The 24,305-nt window shown below is 70.5% G+C and carries 16 protein-coding genes; 2 read left to right on the top strand and 14 right to left on the bottom strand.

Going from position 1 to position 24,305, the window contains the following annotated elements:
- Nucleotides 1-74: 74 nt before the first annotated feature.
- The 4 genes from TN53_RS20025 to proB all read right to left on the bottom strand — a co-directional run bounded on the left by TN53_RS20025 (nucleotide 75) and on the right by proB (nucleotide 3,979).
- Nucleotides 75-680, bottom strand: coding sequence for a hypothetical protein (locus TN53_RS20025; protein ID WP_046259931.1), 606 nt, complete (start codon nucleotides 678-680; stop codon nucleotides 75-77).
- Between the two features lie 105 nt (nucleotides 681-785).
- Entirely contained in the window at nucleotides 786-2,072 is a 1,287-nt protein-coding gene (locus TN53_RS20020) for a glutamate-5-semialdehyde dehydrogenase (RefSeq protein ID WP_046259930.1), read from the bottom strand.
- Nucleotides 2,073-2,220: 148 nt separating this feature from the next.
- The gene (locus tag TN53_RS20015; RefSeq protein ID WP_420719110.1) at nucleotides 2,221-2,688 is read right to left on the bottom strand and encodes a hypothetical protein; all 468 of its coding nucleotides are present in this window, start codon (nucleotides 2,686-2,688) and stop codon (nucleotides 2,221-2,223) included.
- 184 nt (nucleotides 2,689-2,872) lie between these two features.
- Nucleotides 2,873-3,979, bottom strand: coding sequence for a glutamate 5-kinase (proB, locus tag TN53_RS20010; protein WP_046259928.1), 1,107 nt, complete (start codon nucleotides 3,977-3,979; stop codon nucleotides 2,873-2,875).
- A 224-nt stretch (nucleotides 3,980-4,203) separates the two neighbouring features.
- Between proB and TN53_RS20005 the strand changes: the two genes are divergently transcribed.
- Both TN53_RS20005 and TN53_RS20000 read left to right on the top strand, forming a co-directional pair.
- The gene (locus TN53_RS20005) at nucleotides 4,204-5,604 is read left to right on the top strand and encodes a polysaccharide pyruvyl transferase family protein (RefSeq protein ID WP_046259927.1); all 1,401 of its coding nucleotides are present in this window, start codon (nucleotides 4,204-4,206) and stop codon (nucleotides 5,602-5,604) included.
- A 250-nt stretch (nucleotides 5,605-5,854) separates the two neighbouring features.
- A complete protein-coding gene (locus tag TN53_RS20000) occupies nucleotides 5,855-7,921 on the top strand; it encodes a hypothetical protein (RefSeq protein WP_063776263.1) in 2,067 nt (688 codons plus the stop codon).
- Here TN53_RS20000 and TN53_RS19995 read toward each other — a convergent pair.
- From TN53_RS19995 to TN53_RS19950, 10 genes are all read right to left on the bottom strand, one after another.
- Nucleotides 7,899-9,113: a glycosyltransferase family 2 protein gene (locus TN53_RS19995; RefSeq protein ID WP_046259926.1), complete on the bottom strand. Its 1,215-nt coding sequence runs from the start codon at nucleotides 9,111-9,113 to the stop codon at nucleotides 7,899-7,901. The genes TN53_RS20000 and TN53_RS19995 overlap by 23 nt on opposite strands.
- A 224-nt stretch (nucleotides 9,114-9,337) precedes the next feature.
- A complete protein-coding gene (locus TN53_RS19990) occupies nucleotides 9,338-11,416 on the bottom strand; it encodes a hypothetical protein (RefSeq protein WP_234441649.1) in 2,079 nt (692 codons plus the stop codon).
- Between the two features lie 155 nt (nucleotides 11,417-11,571).
- Nucleotides 11,572-13,071, bottom strand: coding sequence for a bifunctional cytidylyltransferase/SDR family oxidoreductase (locus tag TN53_RS19985; RefSeq protein ID WP_046259924.1), 1,500 nt, complete (start codon nucleotides 13,069-13,071; stop codon nucleotides 11,572-11,574).
- Nucleotides 13,072-13,285: 214 nt separating this feature from the next.
- On the bottom strand, nucleotides 13,286-14,479 hold the full coding sequence (locus TN53_RS19980) for a hypothetical protein (RefSeq protein ID WP_046259923.1): 1,194 nt from the start codon (nucleotides 14,477-14,479) through the stop codon (nucleotides 13,286-13,288).
- Between the two features lie 101 nt (nucleotides 14,480-14,580).
- Nucleotides 14,581-16,131, bottom strand: a complete 1,551-nt coding sequence (locus TN53_RS19975) for an alkaline phosphatase D family protein (RefSeq protein ID WP_046259922.1) — start codon at nucleotides 16,129-16,131, stop codon at nucleotides 14,581-14,583.
- A 182-nt stretch (nucleotides 16,132-16,313) separates the two neighbouring features.
- Complete coding sequence (locus tag TN53_RS19970) at nucleotides 16,314-17,792, bottom strand: FG-GAP and VCBS repeat-containing protein (RefSeq protein ID WP_052745259.1); 1,479 nt, start codon at nucleotides 17,790-17,792, stop codon at nucleotides 16,314-16,316.
- Nucleotides 17,793-17,958: 166 nt separating this feature from the next.
- A complete protein-coding gene (obgE, locus tag TN53_RS19965) occupies nucleotides 17,959-19,404 on the bottom strand; it encodes a GTPase ObgE (RefSeq protein WP_046259921.1) in 1,446 nt (481 codons plus the stop codon).
- Between the two features lie 134 nt (nucleotides 19,405-19,538).
- The gene (gene rpmA / locus TN53_RS19960; protein ID WP_042172004.1) at nucleotides 19,539-19,793 is read right to left on the bottom strand and encodes a 50S ribosomal protein L27; all 255 of its coding nucleotides are present in this window, start codon (nucleotides 19,791-19,793) and stop codon (nucleotides 19,539-19,541) included.
- 14 nt (nucleotides 19,794-19,807) lie between these two features.
- Complete coding sequence (rplU, locus tag TN53_RS19955) at nucleotides 19,808-20,128, bottom strand: 50S ribosomal protein L21 (protein WP_046259920.1); 321 nt, start codon at nucleotides 20,126-20,128, stop codon at nucleotides 19,808-19,810.
- Between the two features lie 240 nt (nucleotides 20,129-20,368).
- Nucleotides 20,369-24,292 (bottom strand): Rne/Rng family ribonuclease, encoded by a 3,924-nt coding sequence (locus TN53_RS19950; protein WP_046259919.1) that lies wholly within the window; start codon nucleotides 24,290-24,292, stop codon nucleotides 20,369-20,371.
- Nucleotides 24,293-24,305 lie beyond the last annotated feature (13 nt).

Raw genomic sequence — 24,305 nt, 5'->3', positions numbered from 1 at the left:
AGGTAAACGCCCTGCTGCGCGACAACTTCTGACAGGTTCTCACCAGGATCGTCAGCCCGGTGGCCGGTAAGCGGTCAAGGCATCCGCGGGGTCGCCGAGATGGCGGGCTGGGAGTGGTCGGCGGAGGCCGAGGGTGCCGCCCCGGTGCCCTGCTCCAGCCCGGTCGAGGCGGGGGCGGACGGACCTTGGTCCCGGCTGTTGGAGGACGCACCCCGGTAGACCGCGGTGAAGGCCAGCGCGACCATGCCGATGCCCATCACGAGGGCCAGCATCCAGGCGACGGGACGGTGCCAGCGGACCTGTTTGCCGTACGTCCCCGGGGCGCCGTACCGGCCCTCCAGGACATCGGTGTCGTCCAGCTCGTCGAGCTCGGGATCATGGCCGAAACGGTCGTGCCCGTCGGAGCCGTACCCGTCCTCGTAGCGCTCGCCTCTGCCGTGGGTTCGGCGGGCCTCGGCCTCGGAGGCCTCCGCTCTCGCCTGCGCGGCGGCCAGGAGGCGCTCCACGGCGGTCGGCTCGTGCACCACGGCCGCTCGCACGAAGGCCTCGTCGAAGACCACGGAGGCGAACTCTTCGTCCGACACCCCGCGGTCGTGGTCGTCGTCGGGCTCCCAGCCGTCAGGGAACGGCGTGCCCCCCACGTCCTCCGGCACGGATCCAGAGTAGACCTGGGGGGTCATTTTGGGCAGACGGTATGGAAATTCATCCGCCGTGTGAGACACCTCTCGTGCGGCACGGGCGCGCACCGAGGGCGCGTGCCGCACGCATATGCGCAGGCGCGCGCCTCAGCGCCGTACGTGCCCGTCGCCCGTGACGATGTACTTCGTGCTCGTCAGCTCCGGCAGCCCCATCGGGCCGCGCGCGTGCAGCTTCTGCGTGGAGATGCCGATCTCGGCGCCGAAGCCGAACTGGCCGCCGTCGGTGAAGCGGGTGGAGGCGTTCACGGCGACGGTCGTGGAGTCGACCAGCTGGGTGAAGCGGCGGGCGGCCTGCTGGGAGGTCGTCACGATGGCCTCGGTGTGACCGGAGGTCCACAGCCGGATGTGCTCGACGGCCTTGTCGAGCGAGTCGACGACCGCGGCGGCGATGTCGTAGGAGAGGTACTCGGTGTCCCAGTCCTCCAGCGTCGCCTCGACGACGGTCGCCCTGGTGTCCTTCGCGTACGCCAGCACCCGCGGGTCGGCGTGGACGGTCACCCCGGCCTCCGCGAGGGCGTCCAGGGCACGCGGCAGGAACTCGGGGGCGATGTCCTGGTGGACCAGGAGGGTCTCGGCGGAGTTGCAGACGCTGGGACGCTGGGCCTTGGAGTTGATCAGGATGTCGATCGCCATGTCGAGGTCGGCGTGGGCGTCGACGTAGACGTGGCAGTTGCCGGTGCCGGTCTCGATGACCGGGACGACGGACTCGGTGACGACCGTCTGGATCAGGGAGGCACCGCCGCGCGGGATCAGGACGTCGACGAGGCCGCGGGCCCGCATCAGCTCGCGCACGCTCTCCCGGCTCTCGCCCGGCACCAACTGGACGGCGTCGGCGGGCAGTCCGGCCCCGCCCACGGCGTCGCGCAGCACCCGCACGAGAGCGGTGTTGGACTCGTACGCCGAGGCCGAGCCGCGCAGCAGGACCGCGTTGCCGGACTTGAGGCACAGCGCCGCCGCGTCCACCGTCACGTTCGGCCGGGCCTCGTAGATGATGCCGACGACGCCGAGCGGGACGCGGACCTGGCGCAGGTCGATGCCGTTGGGAAGGGTGGAGCCGCGGACGACCTCGCCGACGGGGTCCGGCAGGGCGACGACGTCCCGTACGTCCGAGGCGATGGCGCGGATCCGCTCCGGGGTCAGCGTGAGCCGGTCGATGACGGTCTCGCTGGTGCCGGCCTCGCGGGCCTTGGCGACGTCCTTGGCGTTGGCCTCGACGATCTCGCTCGTACGGACCTCCAGCGCGTCCGCGATGGCGAGCAGCGCGTCGTCCTTCTCGGCCCGCGGGAGCGGGGCGAGGTCGGCGGCGGCGGCCTTGGCGCGGTAGGCGGCCTGCGTGACCGGGGACATGGAGTCGTACGGCGAGAGCGTGGTCATGAGGGAAGGGTAGTGCGCCGTACGGGGGCGGCCACCGCTCATCCCAAACCGCGAGACCACGCCTTTGCGCCTAAACCGGCGCCGCTCTCGCGGACGTGGTTGCTCGCCGCGGGGGTTCCTCGATTGATGGTTGCGGTCCGTGGTCGGATCAGAACGGGTGTACGCCTACCGGTGTCGCCGGCAGCGGGCCGTAGCCCTCGGAGATGCGCTGGTGGTAGGTCTCGCGGTCGATGACCTCCAGACCGACGATCTCCCAGGGCGGCAGCCCCGCGGTCAGGCGGTGCTCGCCCCACAGCCGCAGCGCGACGGCGGCCGCGTCGTGCAGATCGCGGGCCTCCTCCCAGTAGCGGATCTCCGCGTGGTCGTGGGCATAGCGGCTGGTCAGCAGAAAGGGATGGTCGTGGGCAAGCTGTTCGAGGCCGCGCCGCACTTCCTTCAGCGGGGCCTCCTTCCCGGAGACGCTGAGGGTCACGTGCCACAGGCGGGGCAGGTCCCGCGGCTCCTCGTACCGGTCGCCGGCCGCGACGCTCGTCAAGGCGCGCTCCTCACCGGCCGCACGCGACGAGGCCCCGGCGGCACCACTGCGGGACCGGTCCCCAGGGCGCACTCGTCTCACGACGGCCTCCTTCACTCAGTGACCGACCCGGTGGTCGTGCGGAATGTGTCCCTGGGACAAAGTTGAGCAGGCCGCAAGGGTTCGCGTGGCGCTTTTGCGGAACGTCCACCTGAGGGCGACGGTCTTGGCGGGGCGTTCACCCCGTTTTCGGCTACGAAGGGGCCTCCACGGCGCCCTGCCGCGCTCAGGGCTGCAGGATCACCAGGTCGTCCCGGTGCACGACCTCGCGCTCGTACGCCGGACCCAGCTCGCGCGCCAGCTCCCGCGTCGAACGTCCGATCAGCTGAGGGATCTCCTTGGCGTCGAAGCTGACGAGCCCACGGGCCACCGCGCGCCCCTCGGTGTCCCGCAGCTCGACGGGGTCGCCTGCGTTGAACTCGCCCTCGACGGCGGCGATCCCGGCCGGCAGCAGCGACTTGCGGCGCTGGACGACCGCCCGGACCGCGCCGTCGTCCAGGGTCAGGGAGCCCTGCGGGGTGGAGGCGTGCTGCAGCCACAGCAGCCGGTCGGCGGAGCGCTTGCCGGTGGGGTGGAAGTAGGTGCCGGTGTCGCCGCCGAAGAGCGCGTCGGCCGCGTGGACCGCGCTGGTCAGCACCACGGGGATGCCGGCCGCGGCGGCGATCCGGGCGGCCTCGACCTTGGTGACCATGCCGCCGGTGCCGACGCCGGCCTTGCCGGTGCTGCCGATGTCGACGCCGGCCAGGTCCGCGGGCCCGCGCACCTCCGCTATCCGCGAGGTGCCCGGCTTGCTGGGGTCGCCGTCGTACACCCCGTCCACGTCGGACAGGAGCACCAGCAGGTCGGCCCGCACCAGATGGGCCACCAGCGCGGCGAGACGGTCGTTGTCGCCGAAGCGGATCTCGTCGGTGGCGACGGTGTCGTTCTCGTTGACGACCGGGAACGCGCCCATCGCCAGGAGCTTGTCGAGGGTGGTGGAGGCGTTGCGGTGGTGGGAGCGGCGACTCATGTCGTCGCTGGTGAGCAGGACTTGGCCGACGCGGACGCCGTAGCGGGCGAAGGAGGCGGTGTAGCGGGCCACGAGCAGGCCCTGGCCGACGCTGGCGGCCGCCTGCTGGCGGGCGAGGTCCTTGGGGCGGCGACGCAGTCCCAGCGGGGCGAGTCCGGCCGCGATGGCGCCGGAGGAGACGAGGACGACCTCCTTCTCCCCGCCGCTGCGGCTCTTGGCGAGAACATCGACGAGCGCGTCGACCCGGTCGGCGTCCAGGCCGCCCGACGCGGTGGTCAGCGACGAGGAACCCACCTTGACGACGATCCTGCGGGCCTCGCTCACGGCCTGCCTCACGCTTGCCACCTGCACTGTCCCCACTCCCTTGCGCGTGGCAGCAATCTACGCGAAGGGGCCCGCGCCAGACGTATCGGTCCAGCCCCCGGACACATCAGGAGGTAACTGTTTGCTCACCCTTCGCATACGGCAAAAAGGTTGTACAGGTTACTCGTAGAAATCAAAGACGATCCAAATTTATTCTGAAGGTTGTGCCACCTAAAGTTCACAGCGTGAAGCGCATCCTGATCCGGTCCGGCAAGAGCCCGTACGACGTGGTCCCCGTGGAGGAGTCCCTCCAGCGGGACCTCATCGCCACCAACTCGGGCAATTTGATCTTCAGCGATGCCACCCACAAGCTGCTCGAAGCCCCGGACACCGAGGTCGTCTCGAACGGCATCAAGTCGTTGGTGTCCGAGGCCGACCGGATCAACCAGGAGTACGACGCCTTCGTCGTACCGCTGGCGAACGCCTTCCGCCCGTCCTTCGAGCCGCAGCTCAAGCGGCTGACACGGTTGATCGCCCGGCTGAAGATCCCGGTCGTGGTGGTCGGCGTCGGCGCGCAGACCGGGCTGAACTACGACCCGGCGCGGCTGAAGCCCATCGAGCCGTCCGTGCGCGAGTTCGTCTCGGCGGTGCTCGACCACAGCGCCTCGATCGGGGTGCGCGGCGAGTTCACCGAGCAGTACCTCAAGGACATGGGGTTCCGGGACGTCGAGACCATCGGCTGCCCCTCGCTGTTCATGTACGGCAAGGAACTCGACGTACAGAAGCGGTCTGCGGAGCTGACCGCCGAGTCCCGGATCGCGGTCAACGGGTCGCACAATGCCGTCCAGAAGCAGGGCCTGGGCAAGGTCATCGAGCGGAGCCACGCCCGCTATCCGCATCTGCGCTTCATCGGCCAGAACCTCTCCGACGCACGGCAGTTGCACTGGCGGGACCTGTCGGACCCGAACTCCAAGGTGACGGCGATACCGACGCACCCCGACCACCCGATGTACCGGGAGGACAAGGTCCGCGTCTACGTCGACCCGATCACCTGGATCGACGACCTGCGCGACTTCGACTTCTCCTTCGGCTCCCGCATCCACGGCAACATCGCGGCGCTGCTCGCGGGCACGCCCGCCACCGTGCTCGTCGGTGACTCCCGGACCCTGGAGCTGTGCCGCTACTTCGAGATCCCGCACGTCAGGATCGACCAGCTGCCCGCGGACCTGGACCCGGCGCGGCTGTACGAGGAGGCGGACTTCGGCGGGCTGGTGAGCGGTCACCACGAGCGCTTCGAGCGGTTCACGGCGTTCCTCGACCGCAACGGCCTGCGGAACACCTTCACGCACGGCGACGGCGGCGCGGCCTTCGAGAAGCGCATGAGCAAGCTGTCGTTCCCGGCGGGGGTGCGTCCCTGGCTCGAGGCCGACCTCGCCTCGCTGGCCACCCGGATGGCGTTCATGCAGCGCCACATCACCGATCTGACGCTGGACAACGAGCGGCTGAAGCGGGACCTGGCCCGCGCCAAGGCCGGCTCCAGGAGCACGAGAACGGTCGCGGGCATTCCGGCGCCGTCGGTCTACCGCCGGGCGCGCCGGGTGGTCGGCGCACCCATCCGCCGGGCCCTGCAGTCGGGCCGCCAGTAGGGCTGCGGGCAGGATCGGGCAGTACCACTCCACGGTCGTCGCAAGGCGCCCGGACACGCGCGTGTCGTCCAGAGGTCGGCGGGCGTTAACCCGGGCGCACGTCCTGCGACGACCTTGGAGTGACGCAGTGCCCCCTTCCCTCCCCCGCCGGCGCTCCACCAAGAGGCCGAAGAGACCGAAAAAGCAGAAGAGAATCCGTCTCGGACGCTCCCTGAAACGTCTCTTCAGGCGCCCCCGCAGACCCCTCCCCCTGCGCCGCAGGGCGGCCCAGGTCCTCGTCACGGCCCTCCTCGCCGCCGCCTTCGCGGCACAGGCCGTCGCGGCCCTCCTCCCCGACATCCCGCTGCTGCTCGCCGCGACGGCCGCCTCGGTGGCCGGGGAGGGCGTGCTGTACCGGTGGCAGCGCCCCATGATGTCGGTGTTCGCCAAGTCGCACGCGGACATCACCGTGCGGCACGTGCTGCGGGATCTGCTGCTGGTGGCCGGGCTGCTGCGGGTGGGCGAGCAGGAGCGGGAGTCGGTGTACGCCCCGCTCATCGCCGGTCTGCTGGTCTTCTACGGCCTGCACTTCGCGATCCAGGCGGTCTCCGTCCTGGTCCGCCGCACCCGCACCCTGCCGGTGGTGACCAGGAACATCGACGCCTCCGCGCTGCGCCTGTCGACCGCGCCGCTCGCACTGCTGCTGCGCCGCCCCGGGCACCGTCTCCTGCTGTTCGGGCTGCCGGCCACCGCCGGTCTCGCGGCCACGGCGGCGACGGACCTGCCGGCGGCCGCGGCGGCCGGGGTCGCGCTGTCGCTCCTGCTCGCCCTGCTGGGCCTGGGCGAGCTGCTGCTGCGGCTGCTGCCGAGCCGCCGTCCCGCGGGCGAGCAGGAGGTGCTCGACTGGTTCGACGCGTGGCTGGCCGACTACCGGCCGACGGTGGGCCTGTACTTCTCCGGCGGCGCGTCCTCGGCGTACCAGGCGAACATGTGGCTGGAGTCGCTCGCCAAGCTCGACGCACGGCCGGTGGTCGTGCTGCGTGAGCGTTTCATGGTGCAGAAGATCGCGGCGACCGACATCCCCGTCGTCTGCCTGCCCAAGGTCACCACTCTGATGCGGCTGGAGCAGTCCACGCTCCAGGTTCTGATCCATCCCTCCAACTCCGGCAAGACCTCGCAGGTCCTGCGCATCCCCACGCTCAGGCACACGTTCGTCAACCACGGCGAGAGCGACAAGCTGTCCTCGTGCAACCCGTACGCGAAGGCGTACGACGAGGTGTGGGTGGCCGGTCCCGCGGCGCGCGAGCGGTACGCGCTGGCCGAGGTCGGTGTGGACGACCGCGACGTGGTGGAGACCGGACGGCCCCAGCTGGACGCCGTACGCCCGTACGCGGGGCCTCCCTCCGGCCCGTACATGACCGTGCTGTACGCGCCGACCTGGGAGGGCTGGGACGGCAACCCGGGCAACACCTCGGTGGTCGGGGCGGGCGAGAACCTCGTACGGGCGCTGCTCGCGGACGACGGCGTACGGCTGCTCTACAAACCGCATCCGCTGACCGGCTCGGTCGATCCGCGGGCGGGGGCGGCCGATCAGCGCATCCGGGAACTGATCCGGAGCGCCAACCGGCGGCGGACGGGGCCGCGACCCGTATCCGACGGCGAACTCGCCCGGTGCACGGCGGAGTTGGACCGGCTCACCACGGCCGACTTCCGCACCAGCGCCGACCAGGTCGAGCGGATGCTGCTCCAGTCGGCGCCGCACAAGGGGCGTGCGAAGGCGGTGGAACGGGCCGCGGCCGCCTGGGAAGAGGCGTACTGGGCCTCGCTGCCCGAGTGGGAGCACCAGGTCGTCACGGACGCCCGGCCCACGCTGTACGCCTGCTTCAACCGGGCCGACCTGCTCATCAGCGATGTGTCGAGCGTGGTCAGCGACTTTCTGGCGAGCGGCAAGCCCTATGCGGTGGCCAATACCAGCGGGCTGTCCGAGGAGGTGTTCCGCGAGAGCTTCCCGACGGTCCGGGCCGCCACCGTGCTGACGCCGGACGCAGGCGGGATGGTGGAGCTGCTGGAGGCCGTACGCGAGCCCGAGAGGGACAAACTGGTCGAGGAGCGGGCCAAGTTGAAGCGCCATCTGCTGGGCCCGGCGGAACCGGTCTCACAGGTGCGCTTCAACGCCGCCGTACAGGCGCTGTGCACGGAGGCCCGAGAGCACCGCGCACGGATGCGGGAGCGGCTGGCCGCGGAGATCCCGGGGCAGCGGCAGACCGAGGTCGAGCCCGAGCCCGAGGAGCAGCACACCGCCACTCCCCAGGCCCTCACGCCACCGCCGTCGGTCTGACGTTCCGGGCCGGCAGCATCCGGCGGGCCTTGCGCAGCGCCCGTCGGACGAAGGAGTCGAGCCCGCCCTCCCGGTACCCCGGGAACGCCCGGGCCTCGCGCGGTTCGGCGAGGTAGACGGAGTCGGGGATGCCGACGGCGGCGTCGCGGAAGTGGGGGTAGGCGAGATACAGGCGGCGGCCGCGCTTCTCCAGCAGCGCGGCGGCCTGCTTCTTGGCCCGCAGGAACTCCAGGACGTCCGCGAGGGTTTCGGGCCGCTCCTCGGCCACCAGATGGAGGCGCAGGCGCTCGTCGACCCTGAGTCGGCGGGCGACCTCGTCGGTCCAGTAGGCGTCCATCAGGGGCTTGGCCAGCTCGAGCTTGTGCCGTCGGACCTCCTCGCTGTCCCGCAGGTATCTCGGGCCGAACTGCGGAAGCAGCGTGACGAGGAAGGGCCTGACCATGAGCATGTCGCGCCGCGGGCCCGCCGGGACCATCTCCGCGATCAGGTTCATCAGGGCGCGCGCGGAGTCGAAGCGCAGGGTGTAGCTCCCGCTCTTCGTCACGTGCTTGCCGTCCTCGCGGCCGACCAGGTAGTAGCAGGTGTAGTCGTCGATCAGGGAGACGCCGTCGGCCCGCAGATAGGCCTCCATGGTGAACAGAGCGTCCTCGCCGGTCCACAACGACTCGTCGAACCGCATGCCGTGACGGTCCAGCAGGTCGCGGCGGAACAGCTTCTGCGCGCTCAGCGTGAACTTGATGTTGGACGACCAGACGTCGGTGCGCTCCAGCGTCTGCCCCCACATCGACTGCGGCGGCTTGCGGTTGATGCCCTCGACGTGGCCGAGGACCACGTCGGTGCCGTTGCGGTCGGCCATCGCGACCATCCGCTCCAGGGCCTCGGGGCCGAGCCGGTCGTCGGCGTCCAGGAAGAACACGTAGCGTCCGGCGGCCTTGTCCAGGCCGACGTTGCGCGGGCCGCTGGGGCCGCCGGAGTTGTCCTGGCGGATCACCGTGACCGGCATGTCGGCGCGGTCCGCGAACTCCTCCAGGCACGCGCCGGTACCGTCCGTGGAGCCGTCGTCTACCGCGATGACCTCGATGCGCGCGTGGTCGATGGTCTGGGCCTCGACGGACGCGAGGCACTCGACCAGGTACGGCATCGCGTCGTACGCCCCGATGATCACGGTCACATCAGGCTGCGTCACGGTCACACTTCCCCCAGATCATGAGGAACCCTTGGTCATAGGGCATTCCCCCCGTATTGGTTTATTCGCAACTTAGTAGACGGACGAGGACGGGAAGCGGTTGCCTGCTTATAGCTCTTTTGTGGCGCAGGTCACGACCACTGGGAACGCGTCTGTCATGACGTACGTAAAAGGGCCCTGTTTTCGAGGATCATTCCTCGAAAACAGGGCCCTTTTTGACGGCGAGTTGGTCAGGCCTTGGTCGTGGCCTCCGTGGCTCCGGCCGCCGCCGCCCGTGACTCCTGCCCCACGTTGCGTGCCTCGGCCTTGAGGGCGAGGTTCGCGACGGCGGTGTTGAACTGCTCGATGGACTTCGGCTCGTCCGGGCCCAGCAGATACTGCTTGAGCTCCCTGCGGTCCTCCGCCAGCGGGTCGCCCGCGAGGTCACGGACCGCGTCCAGCAGGCCGCCCAGCTCGGCCGCGCTGTTGGACAGGATGGTGGCGGCGCGCACCGCGGTGTTCTGGCGCTTGAACTCCTCCACACCCAGCTCGGCGGAGTCCGTCACCGCGTACGGCTTGCCGCTCGCGATGAAGTCGGAGACCACGCTGGAGATGTCGGAGACCATCGCGTCGGAGACGTTGAAGCAGTCGTACAGCCGCGGCTCGGCGCCGGTGATGACCCGGTGCTCCCAAGCGGGGAACGAGCGCCAGTACGCGTCATTCCACTCGTTGCGCAGCCGGGCGATCTCTTCATGCTTCGCTGGATCGATCACACCGTCACGCGTGGCCTCGGCCTCGTCGCCCTTGTCTCCGCCACGGCCCGACAGCTCGGCGATCCGCGCCTCGATCCGGACGAGGTCGGCCTTGGCCTGCGTCAGGGCGGCCGCGTCGGCCGTGAAACGGGCGTCGCCAGCGCGCTCGGCGGCGGCCTTCTCCACCAGGGCGGTGATCCGCGCGTGCGCGGCACCCGCCTCCTTGCTGACGGTGCCGGTGAAGGGGTGCGGCTTGTACAGGACCCGGACCGGCGGGTCGGCCGTCACCAGCTTCCTCACGATGTTCTCGCCGGCCAGCACGATCGAGGTGTTGCCCGGGTCGCCGTCCCAGCCCTCCCAGGTGGGCGCGTACAGGACGGTCGGGCTGTATCCATCAGCGGCTCCGCCGCGGGGACCCTCGGGGACGCCCTGCCAGGTCTGGATCGGTGCCAGCTGCGGGCGGCCGACCTCGGCGATGTCGTCGTCACGGACGCCGACGTCGGCGATGGCGTAGCGGTCGCGGCCCGCACGGCCGGCGGTCCACACCTCGTCGTACACCTTGCTGAACGGGTTGACGCTGGCGAGCTTGTCGCTGTCGCCGTGGCCGATGAAGACGTGCTTCATGGTCGGGACGCGCAGCAGGTGGATGTTCTTGCCGACGTTCGCCGCGTACAGCGCGACGCGCACGTTGGTCAGGTCCATGTTCATCAGGTGCACCCCTCCGGGCACGCAGACGACGGGGACCGTGGTGGGGGCCAGGTTGTTCAGGATGGCCCGCTCACGCAGGATGATCAGCGGCTTGGAGTCCAGCTGCTCCATGGTTTCCAGCCACATGTTGACCTGGTACGCCGAGTCCTTGGAGCCGGAGAAGTACAGCACCGTCTCCGGCTGGTAGCCGGCCAGCCAGTCGTCGACGGCGGCCAGCACGACCTCCGCGTTCGGCGGGGTCTTGGTGCCGCGGACGTACGGCATGAGCGCGACGACGTACAGGGTGCCCAGCGCTGTCGTCGCGCCGATGCCGACGAAGGCCGCGAGGGTCTCGTCCATGGCCGCGGAGACCAGCACACCGATGACGGCGGCGAGGTCCAGGTGCAGCATCTTCTCGGCGGAGCGGTTGAGCAGACGGCGCGGCGGGGCGTCCGGGATGCGGATGCGGGACCTCAGGTCGACGTTGCGGGTGGCGACCGGCATCCGGCGGCGGTTGCGGATCAGGGTGACCAGCGCGCCGTGCGGGGCCTGCAGACCGTAGAAGGCGATGAAGCACGCGACGGCGCCGTAGAAGACCAGGCCGTCCGCGAGGTCGAGCCGGGCCAGCAGCAGGACCAGGAGCAGCTGCCGGATCAGGAAGCGGATCGACAGACCCGCGCGCACCTTGCTCAGGCGGTTGATCAGATAGCTGCCCTTGCGGTGCAGATAGTGGTCCGCCAGGTACGTCACCGCGGCAGCGGCCGTGAAGGCGGGAACGCTCGGGACGAGCGCGGCCAGCATGAGCGCCGGGAAGCCCAGGATCATGAGGGCCGCCGCGGCCAGCTCGGCCGCACTGCCCACCCGGGCGACGCGAATGGCTCTGGTTATCACAGAGGAACCTGCTCTTGGAGGGGGAGTGCCGGTGTGGTTCTGATATGCAGCGAAAATGTGAGAAATTCGCGAGAGGTACTGATTCAGGCCCCTGCGAATGCTCCGATAACGGGCAGCCACAGAGGCCTGAATAGCAGATGTCTAATTGCCGTTGATTATGCCACGCCGTCCTGACGGTCCAGGACACTGGCAAGTGCCTGCTCGAACCCGGAGGCCCTGCCCGCGGCGGCCGTGGGGTCCTGCTGGCGCACGTCGATCACATGGCCGGTGAGCTCGGACAGCAGCACGTCGAGCGAGGTGCGGGCGACGGCCTCGGAGGAGAGCAGGGTGCCCGAGGGCTCCTGACCGAAGGCCTTGGTGCGCATCGGGGTCGCGGTGCGCTCGGGGTTGATGCAGTTGACGCGGACACCGTCGCCGGCCCACTCGTCGGACAGGGCCTGGGTGAGGTTCACCATCGCGGCCTTGGTCGAGGAGTAGAGGCTGTACTCGGCGCGGCCGCGGGTGTAGCTGCTGGAGGTGTAGAGCAGCAGCTGGCCCTTGGTCTCCGCCAGGTACTTGTAGCTGGAACGTGCGATCTGCACCGGGGCGAGGTAGTTGACCTTCAGCGCTTCCTCGATGGTCGCGTTGTCCGTCTCGGCCAGCTTGCCGATGCGCAGCACTCCGGCGGTGTTGACGACGTAGTCGATGCGCCCGGTCTCGGCGTACGCCTTGGACAGCGCGTCGTCGACCTCCTCGGGGTTCTCGACGTGCGTGCCGGTGGTGGAGCGGCCCAGCGCGTACACCTTCGAGCCGTAGGACTCGGCGAGTTCGGCGATGTCCTTGCCGATGCCGTAGGAGCCGCCGAAGACGACGACGGTCTTGCCGGTCAGCAGCTCGCGGTAGGCCTCCTCGGAGACCTGCTCGGGCGCGGCGGTGGAGGCCAGCTGGAAGAGCTTGTCGGCGATGAAGACGTCGACGGGCTGGGTGACCTTCATGTTGTACTCGTCGCCCGCGACGACGTGGATCGGCACGTCCGGCAGGTACTTCAGCACGACCGAGCAGTCGTCCGTGGCCTGGAAGTTGGGGTCGCCGGCTGCGACCTCGTAGGCCCGCTTGATCGTGGACAGCTTGAAGGCCTGCGGGGTCTGGCCGCGGCGCAGCCGGGAGCGGTCCGGGATCTCGGTGATGAACTCGCCGTCCTCGCCGTGGGTGCGGGTCACGATGATGGTGTCCGCGGACGGGATGGCGACGTCGACGGCCTGGTAGCGCTCCAGCGCGACCACGCAGTCGTCGATGACGCGCTGGGCCAGCAGGGGGCGAACGGCGTCGTGGAACAGGACGTTGAGGTCCTCGCCCTCGGCCAGGCCCTCGCCGAGCGCCTCGATGGCGCGCTCGGTGGTCTCGTTCCGGGTCGAACCGCCCTCGATGACCTTCTTGACCTTCGTGAAGCCGGCCTTGGCCACGATCTTCTCTATGTCCGGCACGTAGCCCGGCGCCATCAGGACGATGATGTCGTCGATCGAGTCGGCGTTCTCGAAGGTGGTCAGGGTGTGCTCGATGACTGCCTTGCCGGCGATCTTCAGCAGCTGCTTGGGGATCGAGAGACCCACGCGCTGACCGGTACCGCCGGCCAGGATCACTGCGGTGGTACGGGGCTTGGCGATGTGCTGGGACACAGATGACCTACCTCGGGGCGACAGGGAACTCGGAAATGGTCCCACTTGGGGTTACCGCAGTGCAAGGTGAGCGCCCTCCACCGCATATGTGCGCGCCATCTGTCATTCACCTTGTACTCCTGGTGATTGAGGAGACCGTTGTGGCGAGTACCTGGAATTGCTGTGAGTAACTCCACAGCGAGTTCTGTATTGCTGTGTGTGACGACCGTACCCCTCAGCGCCGCCGCAGCCGCTTCAGGCAGCGGTGTCCCAGCACCTTCATGAGTTCTTTCGACGAGGTCTGGTGCACGGTGCGCGACTTGACCGGCGCCGTGTTCCGGATCGGCGCGGCGGCGGCCGCGGCGAGCGCTCCGTACAGCGCCTGCGCGGCCACCTCGGGGGCGATCCGCGGTTCCGCCGGGGTCTGCGTGGCGGGCTTCGCCACGGCGGACAGCAGGGCCGGGTCGCCGAGGACGCGCACGCCCATGGTGCCGATGCGCTGCGCCATCTCGGCGCCGATCTCCGCCGCGGCCTCGACGGCCCACTGCGGGGTGCTGATCTTCACGTCCTGCGCGGTCGGACTGCACGTGTTCTTCATATGCATCACCGCGCCGTGCCGTACGAGCCTGGAATACAGCTCCTCCGGGAGGTCATTGCCGCGGAATTCCCTATTAAGATTCCGCAGCATTTCGGTCTCGGCGAGCGTCAGGGAACGGTTCGCGGTGTCCGGGACCTCCTGGAGCAGATCCGCCGGCAGCCCGAGCAGCGACTCGAAGGTGCGCATCAGTCCGCCCCGGTCGCGGTCGTCCACCACGACGACGGTGACCCGCTCCGGGCCGGCCACCCGGGCCCAGCGCTCGACGAGCCGGTCGTGCCGGTGGCGGTGCCAGAAGCTGGGGTTGGGCTTCTCGTAGGGGGCCTTCCTGAGCATGTGCTCGAGCCATTCCTCGTAGCCCATGCGCAGGCCGTTCTGGACGTACTGCTGCCACTGCGAGGGCATGACCTTCGCGAGCGGGCGCAGGGTGACGAGGATGTGTACGGACTCGCGCCCGAGCTGCTCGACGATCCGTGCGATGGCCGCGTCGTCGGGGGCGTCGGCGAAGAACTCGCTGCTGATGACCGAGGTGCGCCGGCCCGCGCCCCGCGCCTTGGCCACGAGCTGCAGCCACTGTTTCTCGCTGGGGTCGGCGTCGCCCATCATCCCCGGCCGGGCGCAGGCCGCCAGCACGGCCTCCATGGGGTGCCGGGTGGTGGCCGGCCAGTCGACGCCGTGCCCGCCGAGCCGGTCCTTCACGGCGAACATCGCGCCCTGGATCGAGGTCGTCCCGGTCTTGTGGGGGCCGATGTGCAGCAGGCGGGTGCCGGCGGGCAGCGGGGGGATCACGCCGCCGTTCGCCGCGGGTTCACGTCTCGTACAGTCCGTCTCCATGGTCAAGGGACGGTAAGAGGGATTCCTGAGACTGCACTGAGAGAGACCTGGGACACAGCTGAGTCCCAGGCTCCCGTCACACGGAATTCATCGTCGACCGCTCACGCGAGCTCTACGCCGGGGTGATCCGCCTCGACCCGCAGCGTGGCCAGCGTGCTCGCCGTCGCCGTCGGCTGCCGGACCGTGTCCACGACCCTGACCCGGGCGTCGATGCCGTGGCGGTCGACGTCGAAGAGGTGGTAGCCGCGGTGGGCGTCGAGCAGCTTCCAGTGCGGGTTGTCCGCCATCAGCGGGTCCCACTGCTTGCGGAAGGCGTCCTGGTCCTGGTCGCCGTTGCTGGAGATGGACGTCCCCACGAACTCGGCGCCGACGACGTCGGAGTCCGGGTCGGCGAAGTCCTTCTTGAGGTCGCTGATCATCGTCAGATGGCGGTCGCCGGTGAACACGACGGGGTTGCGGACATCCTCGAACTCGCGCATGAGCTGGTTGCGTTCGGCCTGGTAGCCGTCCCAGGCGTCGTAGTACCAGAGCTTGCCCTCGCCGACCTTCAGATCGGTCTCGGCCATCATGATCTGCGAGGCGATGAGGTTCCAGCGGGCCGGGGAGTCGCGCAGCCCGTCCAGGAGCCATTCCTTCTGTCCGGCGCCGAGCATGGTGAGCGCGGGGTCCTGGGCGCCCTCCTGGCTGGTCGCCTGGTCGCTGCGGAACTGCCGGGTGTCGAGCACGTTGAGGCGGGCGAGCCGGCCGAACTCCAGGCGGCGGTACATCTGGATGTGCGGACCCGTGGGCACCGAGCTCGCGCGGACCGGCATGTGCTCGTAGTACGCCTGGTAGGCCGCGGTGAGCCGGGCCACGAAGGCGTCGTGCGACTGCTTGTCGGGGTCCTGCGGGATCTCGCCGGCGAAGTCGTTGTCGACCTCGTGGTCGTCGAAGGTGACGATCCAGGGGGCGCCGGCGTGCATCGCGGCGAGGTCCGGGTCCGAGCGGTACTGGGCGTACCGGTTGCGGTACTGGACCAGGGTGTACGGCTCCCCCGTGCCCTCGTGCCGGCGTACGCCCGTGGACGCGGGCGACGACTCGTAGATGTAGTCGCCGACGAAGAGCACGAAGTCGGGGTCCTGGGCGAGCATGTCGGCGTACGGCGTGAACCAACCGTGCTGGTAGTTCTGGCAGGACGCGAGCGCGAAGCGCAGGCTGCCGCCCTTGCTGTGCGGGTGGGGGGCGGTGCGGGTGCGGCCGGTGGGCGAGATCTGGCCGCTCGTGCGGAAGCGGTACCAGTAGGTACGGCCCGGGCGCAGATGCCGTACATCCACGTGAACGCTGTGCCCGTACTCGGGCCATGCCTGGGTCACGCCCCGGCGTACGGGCTTTCTGAACCGTTCGTCCTCCGCGAGCTCCCACTCCACCGGCACGACCTCGTCGGGCATACCGCCGCCGTTCAGCGGGTCGGGGGCGAGCCGGGTCCACAGGACGATGCCGTCGGGCAGCGGGTCGCCGGAGGTGACACCGAGGCTGAACACACCGTCGGGCAACGTCGTTCCGGCCGCGCGGGCGGTGGTCGGCAGCCACAGCTGGGCGGAGGCGGCGGCGCCGATCACGGCGGCCCCGGCGGTCAGAAAGCGGCGTCGGTCGGGCGATGTTGCTCGGGTCATCAGCGAACTCCCCTGCCTCACTGGCCTCTTGGACACTGGAAGCTCACGCCCGTGGACAGTCCGCCCGCTGAACCACGAGCTTCGGGTGCATGACAACTAGGGAGACAACAGAAGACCCGCCGCGGCACACGAACACCTCGTTGCCGCAACGGGCCTGACTGATGATCAGTTCGGGCGGCGGCTCAGTGCGGGAAGTCCGCGCCCAGCCGGGCGGAGTCCGGGTTCGTGCCGAAGGCTTTGGCGCCGAAGGAGAGGGATCCCTTGGTGGTGACCCCGGCGGCGGTGGAGCGGAAGGCCCACACCGAGCCGGCGTCGGCGTTCTCGCCGGGTGCGCCGACGATCAGATCGGCGCGGCCGTCGTCGTCGGTGTCGAGCAGGGTGAGGGCCTCGCCGAAGCGGTCCCGGCGCTCGGCGGTGCCGGGGACACCGGCCGTGTTCTGGCTGAACACCTTGGAACCGGCACCGGTGGGGCCGGACGCCCCGCCCGGGATCACGACGACCGTGCCCGCGTCCTGCACACCGGCGAAGTCCTCGAGCGGATTGCCGGCCACGATGTCGGCGTAGCCGTCGCCGTCGACGTCCCCGACCGCGACGGACGCGCCGAAGAAGTCGCCCGACTCGCCGACGCCCGGCACCCCGGGGGTGTCCTGGTGAAGCATGCGCGGGTCCCCGGTCTTCGGGCCCTGCGCGGTGCCCAGGACGACGCCGACCCGTGAGCCGTACTGGCTGGGGTCACTCGGCTCCTCGTTGCCGTTGGCCGGGGAGGGCCTGCCGAAGACGATGTCGTCGCGGCCGTCGCCGTTCACGTCACCGAACTCGATGTCGCTGCCGCCCTCGATCTTCGCGCCCTGCGCGTTCCGCAGCGCGGTGAGCGGGGCGAGGCCCTGCTGGGTGCCGTGCAGGTAGTTGAGGTTGTGGCTGGAGCCCTGGTCGCCGGGCTCCCAGTCGGCGGGCATGGTCAGCGAGACGAGGTCGGTGACGCCGTCGCCGTCGACGTCCCCGGCCGCCATGTCGAGCACCGAGTCGTCGCTGTCGTAGGCGGGGATCTCCTGAGTCCGGGCGGGCACGCCGTCCCGGGTGAAGGGGCCGAAGCGCACACCGCCGGGCATGGCCAGGTCGGTGTGGCCGTCGCCGTCGAAGTCGCCGGGGAGGCTGGAGCGGGGGGCGAGGAGCCGCCCCGGCCGCAGAAGCGTTCCGCCGGACAGGCCCGCGGCAGATCCCCACAGCACGGTCTGGCTGTGGACCTGTGCCTCGCCGCCCGACGTCCAGTGCTCCCCGGTAGCGGGCACCACCAGGTCGGTGTAGCCGTCGCCGTCCAGGTCGACAGGGATGACGCGGTCACCGAAGCGGTCGTCCGCCTCGGGCGATCCGGGGATACCGGGCGAGGCCTGCGAGTAGACCCTCCTGGTCGCGAGATCCAGGCCCTTCGCCGACCCGAGGACGACGGCGAAGTAACCGGCCGCCTTCTTCCCGCCGACCGTGGCGTACGGCACCCCGACGGCGAGGTCCTCGTATCCGTCCCCGTTGAAGTCCTGCGGCGCCCCGGCCTTCGGCTGTGCCTGCGCGACGGGAAGCGCGCCGCACGTGGCGGCGATCAGGGCGATCGCAGCGACGACGGCGCGCCGGGCTCTGCGCGAGGCGGGCGAAGCGGGCAGGGACACGTGAACTCCGGCTGTCGTAAGGGCAGTTGACCGCGGAGAGGATGCAAGATCCTCATCCACGCTGCCCCGTACGACTCACCGGAACGACGCTTGGTTGCCCTGTCGCACGCCGGAGGTTCTCCCGGCGTACGACAACCTCAGCCGGCGACCGGGGTCACCGACCGGCTCACTGCTCGAACGGCTCGAAGTCGTCGAACTCCCGCGACGCCTCGTCCCGTTCGGCCTCCTTGTCGCGACGCCGCTGAGCGGCGGGGCGCGGAGCCTCGAAGCGGTGGTCCTCACCACGGCGGCCGAGCATCTCGGCACCGGCCATCACGGTCGGCTCCCAGTCGAAGACCACGGCGTTGTCCTCGGGGCCGATCGCGACACCGTCGCCCGAGCGGGCGCCCGCCTTCATCAGCTTCTCCTCGACACCGAGGCGGTTGAGCCGGTCGGCGAGATAGCCGACGGCCTCGTCGTTGCTGAAGTCGGTCTGCCGCACCCAGCGCTCCGGCTTCTCGCCGCGCACCCGGAACAGCCCGTCCTCCTCGCGCACCACGGTGAAGCCCGCGTCGTCCACGGCCTTGGGCCGGATGACGATCCGCGTCGCCTCCTCCTTCGGCTTCGCGGCGCGCGCCTTTGCGACCACGTCGGCCAGCGCGAACGACAGTTCCTTCAGCCCCATGTGCGCCACCGCGGACACCTCGAAGACGCGGTAGCCGCGCGCCTCCAGCTCCGGGCGCACCATCTCGGCGAGGTCCTTGCCGTCCGGGACGTCGATCTTGTTCAGCACGACCATGCGGGGCCGCTTGTCGAGCCCGGCGCCGTACTGCCGCAGCTCCTCCTCGATGATGTCGAGGTCGGAGACGGGGTCACGGTCGGACTCCAGGGTCGCCGTGTCCAGCACATGCACCAGCACGCTGCACCGCTCCACGTGCCGCAGGAACTCCAGGCCCAGGCCCTTGCCCTGGCTGGCGCCCGGGATTAGACCCGGCACGTCGGCGATGGTGTAGACGGTCGAGCCGGCGGTCACCACACCGAGGTTCGGGACCAGGGTGGTGAAGGGGTAGTCGGCGATCTTCGGCTTGGCCGCGCTGAGCACCGAGATCAGCGAGGACTTGCCCGCGCTCGGGTAGCCGACCAGCGCGACGTCGGCGACGGTCTTCAGCTCCAGGACGATGTCCTGGAGGTCACCGGGCACACCGAGCAGCGCGAAGCCGGGCGCCTTGCGCCGCGCGGACGCCAGCGCCGCGTTGCCGAGACCACCGCGGCCACCCTGTGCGGCGACGTAGGAGGTGCCGTGGCCGACCAGGTCGGCGAGGACGTTGCCCGCCTTGTCCTGTACGACGGTGCCGTCCGGCACGAACAGGACCAGGTCCTGACCGTCCTTGCCGGAGCGGTTGCCGCCCTCGCCGGGCTTGCCGTTGGTGGCCTTGCGGTGCGGGGAGTGGTGGTAGTCCAGGAGCGTGGTCACCGACTGGTCGACGGTCAGGATGACGTCGCCGCCCCGCCCGCCGTTTCCGCCGTCGGGGCCGCCGAGCGGCTTGAACTTCTCCCGGTGGACGGAGGCACAGCCGTGACCTCCGTTACCCGCGGCGACATGCAGTTCGACGCGGTCCACGAAGGTGGTCATGTGGGGTGCCTCCAGCACTTGAAATGTTCGTACGGTTCTCTACTGCTGTAACACGCGAAAGGCGGACCCGCCTTCCCACAGGGGAAGTGAGGTCCGCCTCGCGAAACGTTCGGTCTGAAGCCCTAAGCCTGAGCTCAGGCGACCGGGACGATGTTCACGACCTTGCGGCCACGGTGGGTGCCGAACTGCACCGAACCGGCCGCGAGGGCGAACAGCGTGTCGTCGCCGCCACGGCCGACGCCCGCGCCGGGGTGGAAGTGGGTACCGCGCTGGCGGACCAGGATCTCACCCGCGTTGACGACCTGACCGCCGAAACGCTTCACGCCGAGGCGCTGAGCGTTGGAGTCACGACCGTTACGGGTGGACGATGCGCCCTTCTTGTGTGCCATCTCTCCTCAGTCCCTTACTTCGCAGCCGCGGGGATCTCAGTGACCTTGATCGCCGTGTACTGCTGGCGGTGGCCCTGACGACGGCGGTAGCCGGTCTTGTTCTTGTAGCGAAGGATGTCGATCTTGACGCCCTTGTGGTGGTCCACGACCTCGGCCTGGACCTTGATACCGGCCAGCACCCACGGGTCGCTGGTCACGGACTCGCCGTCGACAACGAGCAGGGTCGAGAGCTCGACCGTGTCGCCAACCTTGGCAGTGGAAATCTTGTCAACCTCAACGATGTCGCCGACAGCAACCTTGTGCTGGCGACCACCGCTGCGCACGATGGCGTACACGCGGATCTCACTCTCTCGCTCGGGACGGCACCCCCGCAGTCCAGCCACCCGGCACGCGGACAGCCTCTCCAAAACACCCAGGTGCTCCGGAGGAAAGGGTTTACGGGGATGTGACGTGTCAGTCGACACGCCGACGGTCAAGGTTACGGGGCCACGGCCGAACGGGTCAAACCGGGCCGGGGCCCCCGGGTGTGCGGCTGATCACTCCTGACCAGCCGCACACCCGCGGTGAGCCGGAACTCAGCTCTCGTCGGCGGAAGCCGAGACCTTGGAGACCGTCTGCTCGGCCGCCGCGGTCTTCTTCGCCGTCGTCTTCTTGGCAGCGGCCTTCTTGGTCGTCGCCTTCTTCGCGACCGTCTTCTTGGCCGCGGTCTTCTTGGTGGCGGCCTTCTTCGCCGTCGCCTTCTTGGCCGTCTTGCGGGCGGCCGTCTTCTTGGCCGGAGCCGTCTCCTCGGCGGACTCCTCGGAGGCCGTGGCCTCCGTGGCGGTCTCCGCCGCCGGGACGACCACGACGGCCGTCTCCTCGGACGCGGTCGGCGCGGTGGCCTTGCGCACGGCACGGCGCCGCGGACGGGCCGGGGCGGCGCTCTCGGCGGGCGCCTCGGACTGCTCGGCCTTGACCGGAGCCTCCTCGGCGACCGGCGCGGGCGCTGCCACGGCCTCGGTGACCGTCACGACGGCCGCCTCGGCACCCGCGGGCGATCCGGCCGGCGCGGACACCTTGCGGGTCGCACGACGACGCGTACGTCCCCTGGGCGCGGCGTCCTCGACGACCGGGTCCTCGACGGCGGCCGGCTCGACCTGCACCTGCGCGGCAGGCTCGACCTGCACCGGACGCTCGACCTCTTCCTCGGCCGTCACGTCCTGAGCCGTCGGAACCTCGGCCCGCTCGCCCCGCTCCCGCTTCGGCGCACCGGCCGGAGCCGACGACCGCCGGCTCGCCCGACGCCGCGAACGGCCCCGGCCCACCGCGGCCTCCGCCTCGGCGACGCTGCTGTACAGCTCCTCGTCGGGCTCGAAGACGGGCTCGGCCAGCGCGACCGGCTCGGCGACCTCGGCGGCCACCTCCGCCTCGGTCTCCACGTCCAGCTCGTCGGCCTCGGCGCTCTCGGCGGACTCCGCCGCCACCGCGGCCTCGTGCACGTGCTCGATGCCGCCACGCCCGCGCTTCTTGCGCTTGCCGCCGCCTCCGACGGAGGTCGGCTGCTCCATGTGGACGATGACACCGCGGCCGTTGCAGTGGACGCAGGTCTCCGAGAACGACTCCAGCAGGCCCTGGCCGACCCGCTTACGGGTCATCTGGACCAGGCCCAGCGAGGTGACCTCGGCGACCTGGTGCTTGGTCCGGTCCCGGCCCAGGCACTCCAGCAGGCGCCGCAGCACCAGGTCCCGGTTCTGCTCCAGGACCATGTCGATGAAGTCGATGACGATGATGCCGCCGAGGTCGCGCAGCCGCAGCTGGCGCACGATCTCCTCGGCCGCCTCCAGGTTGTTCCTGGTGACCGTCTCCTCGAGGTTGCCGCCCTGGCCGGTGAACTTGCCGGTGTTGACGTCGACGACGACCATCGCCTCGGTACGGTCGATCACCAGCGAACCGCCGCTGGGCAGCCAAACCTTGCGGTCCAGCGCCTTGGCGAGCTGCTCGTCGATCCGGTAGGTGGCGAAGACGTCGACCTCGGAGGTCCACTTCGACAGCCGCTCGGCCAGGTCGGGCGCGACGTGCGCGACGTATCCGTGGATGGTCTCCCACGCCTCGTCACCGCTGACGACGACCTTGGTGAAGTCCTCGTTGAAGATGTCGCGGACGACCCGGACGGTCATGTCCGGCTCGCCGTACAGCAGCGTCGGCGCGTTGCCGTTCTTGGCCTTCTTCTCGATGTCCTCCCACTGCGCCTGCAGTCGCTCGACATCGCGGCGCAGCTCGTCCTCGCTCGCGCCCTCGGCGGCGGTGCGCACGATGACGCCCGCGTCCTCGGGAACGATCTTCTTGAGGATGGTCTTCAGCCGCGCCCGCTCGGTGTCGGGCAGCTTGCGGCTGATGCCGGTCATCGAACCCTCGGGCACGTACACGAGGTAGCGCCCGGGCAGGGAGACCTGGCTGGTCAGCCGCGCGCCCTTGTGCCCGATCGGGTCCTTCGTCACCTGGACGAGCACCGACTGACCGGACTTCAGCGCGCTCTCGATGCGCCGCGGCCCGTTGGCCATGCCCAGCGCCTCGAAGTTGACCTCACCGGCGTAGAGCACCGCGTTGCGGCCCTTGCCGATGTCGATGAAGGCGGCCTCCATCGACGGCAGCACGTTCTGGACCTTGCCCAGGTAGACGTTGCCGACGTACGAGGTCGACTGCTCCTTGTTGACGTAGTGCTCGACGAGCACGTTGTCCTCGAGGACACCGATCTGGGTGCGCTCGCCGCTCTGGCGGACGACCATCACCCGCTCGACGGCCTCACGGCGGGCCAGGAACTCGGCCTCGGTGATGATCGGGACGCGTCGGCGGCCCTGCTCACGGCCCTCACGGCGGCGCTGCTTCTTGGCCTCCAGACGGGTCGAGCCCTTGATGGACTGCACCTCGTCGGACGGCTCGGCCTTCGGGCGGGGCTCGCGGACCTTGACGACCGTGCGCTCGGGGTCGCCGTCACCGGGCTCGATGTCGGTGGAGCTGTCACCGGTACGGCGGCGGCGGCGACGGCGGCGACGGCTGCTGGAGGACGAGGAACCGCCTTCGTCGGAGTCCTCCTCCGCGTCGTCCTCGACCTGCTCGGCGGTGTCCTCGGCATCCTGATCCGCCTCGGCGGCAAGCTCGTCGCCCTCCTCGCCGTCCGCGTCGGCGGACTCACCGCGACGACGGCGACGGCCACCACGACGGCGGCGACGGCGCGAACCGCCCTCCTCGGCGTCCTCCGCCTCGGCTCCGTCCTCGACGTCGGCGCTCTCCTCGGCCTCGTCCGTCTCCTCCTCGGCGACGGCCTCGACGACCGGGGCGGCCTCGGCCTCGGCGGGCTCACCGCGACGACGGCGACGGCGACGCGGCGTCTGCTCCTCCTGGAACTCCGCCTCGGGCTCCTCGACCTCCACCTCGACGGCGGCTGCCTCGGCAGCGGCCCGCTGAGGCGTCTGGAACTGCGGCTCGGCGAAGACCGGCGCCTGGAACACGGCCACGGCGGGCCGCGCCGGCCGACGCGAACCCTCGTCCTCGGCGCTCTCGTCGGCGCCGGACCGCGCGGCGGGCTCGGAGAACCCGGTGGCGGCACGACGCACGGAACGGCGGCGCGCACGACGCGGGCCGGCCTCGTCGGCGGGGGCTTCAGCGGCGGGGGCCTCGCTCGCCGGCGCCTCTTCGGCAGCCTTCGGCTCCACGACGGCCTCGACCGGCTCGTTCTCCTCGACAGCGCTCACGGGCGCCTCCACGCTCTCGGGCGCCGCGGTGGGCGCGGACACGCGACGCGTGGCGCGACGGCGGGCCCGGCGCGGGGCCTCTTCCTCGGCGGCAGCCTCGTCGGTGACGATCGGCTCCGGCTCGGCCTTCGCCGGAGCCTCGGTGTCCTGGGCGGCGGGCTCGACGGGCGCGGCCGTGCGGCGGGTGGCCCGACGGCGGGTGCGCGCGGCGGGCGCTGCCTCCTCGGCGGGCGCTTCGGCCGCTACGGCCTCTTCGGCTTCATCAGCGGGTGCGGCGGTCTCGGCGGCGGCCGGAGCACCGGCGGGCGCGGACGCCCGGCGGGTGGCCCGACGACGCGTACGCCCGGCAGGCGCGGCCTCCTCGGCAGGCGCCTCGGCCACCACGGTCTCCGCAGCGGCCTCCTCGGCCTTCACCTCGGCCGCGGCGGGCACGACGGTCTCGGCAGCCTCGACCGCGGCCGGAGCACCGGCGGGCGCGGACGCCCGGCGGGTGGCCCGACGACGCGTACGCCCGGCGGGCGCGGCCTCCTCGGCGGGTGCCTCGGTCTCCGCAGAGGCCTCTTCGGCCACCGTCGGCTCTTCGGTCTCCTCGGCGGGCGCGTCCTCGGTGGCCGGTATGGCCGGCGTCACCTCGTCCGGCGTCTCGGCCGCGGCGCCGACCGGGGGGCCCGCCGGTCGGGATGCGGCCCTGCGCCGACGACGCGGCGGCAGGGTGTCGCTGGGGGTGTTGAGTTCGGAACCCTCGGTGGGTTCGGTCGGCTCGAGCATGCGGGCGTTTCTC

Origin of the sequence: Streptomyces sp. WM6386, assembly GCF_000972385.1 — a bacterium.
Taxonomy (GTDB): domain Bacteria; phylum Actinomycetota; class Actinomycetes; order Streptomycetales; family Streptomycetaceae; genus Streptomyces.
Note: the sequence above shows the minus strand (reverse complement) of the source record. Positions and strands in the feature narration are given on the sequence as shown.